The organism is Klebsiella sp. MS 92-3, from assembly GCF_000195655.1.
GTDB lineage: Bacteria > Pseudomonadota > Gammaproteobacteria > Enterobacterales > Enterobacteriaceae > Klebsiella > Klebsiella pneumoniae.
Map to the genome: position 1 here is coordinate 25,837 of NZ_GL882824.1, position 1,031 is coordinate 26,867.

Sequence of the window (1,031 nt, forward strand, 5' to 3'; positions counted from 1 at the left end):
CCGGCCAGCGAAACGGTCAGCATGCCGTACAGACCGACTTTCATCACCACCGTGGAAAACAGCGCGGCGGCCGGCGCGCTGGCCCCGGCGTGAGCCTGCGGCGCCCAGCCGTGCAGCGGGATCGCCCCGGCCAGCAGGGCGAACCCCACCAGACCCGGCAGCCAGAGCAGCGGGTTCTGCATCATATCCACCGCCTGAAGGTTGATCTGCGCCAGCTCGAGGGTGCCGTAGGTTGACCACACCAGCCAGCAGGTCCAGGCCATCAGCAGAGTACCGAGACGCCCCAGGGCAAACCACAGCTTACCGGAGGCGGCGCAGCCGGTGAGAAACGCCGCGCAGAGCGCCATGATCTCCGCCATCACCACCAGTGAACCGATATTGGTCACCACCACCGCGCAGGTCGCGGCGGCCAGCAGCAGGTTGACCAGCGGGCCGTTGGCCTTCACCTGCGGGTGGCGATGCCAGCTAATATTGAACAATGACACCGGCAGCGCCGACAGGCCGATGGCCAGCAGCCACAGCGCGTTGACGCCCCCCACCCGTATCGTCAGGTGGAGAAACTGCAGCATGCCGCCGTGGATCCGCTCCGGCATCAGCAGCGCGGCGCCGCCGGCGACCACCAGCATGGCGCTGGCCACCGCGCCGCCGATCCCGGCAATGGCGCCGCTGAGCGGTTTGCGCATGGCAAACAGAAAGGCCAGTACGGCGCTGGCGGCATACCACGCCACCGCCTGATTCACTAATCCAATTACACTCATTCCCTCTCCCCCTGTTGCGCCTGGAACAGCGACAAGTCGCCAAGGTCGGTATTAAAGGTCAGCTGGCGTTTACGCTTGCTGGCCTGGGCGATATCACGGCTATCCACCAGCATCAGCGCGTTGGTCGGACAGGTCCGCACGCAGGCCGGGCCCTGGTCATCGAAGTGACAGAGGTCGCATTTCACGGCAATAGCGCGCACGCCCGGTACCCAGTCGAGCAGCGAGCTGACGCGCGCCGGCGCCGGCGGGGGGGGGGGGGGGGGGCGGGGGGGG

The 1,031-nt window shown here is 67.4% G+C and carries 1 protein-coding gene and 1 pseudogene; both read right to left on the bottom strand.

From position 1 onward, the window contains the following. Nucleotides 1-758: proton-conducting transporter membrane subunit (locus tag HMPREF9538_RS10175; RefSeq protein ID WP_009485506.1), on the bottom strand; the 758-nt coding region annotated here is incomplete at its 3' end. Continuing rightward, nucleotides 755-1,031: pseudogene (locus HMPREF9538_RS10170) on the bottom strand (4Fe-4S dicluster domain-containing protein); the annotation flags it as partial. The pseudogene HMPREF9538_RS10170 and the gene HMPREF9538_RS10175, both read right to left, overlap by 4 nt.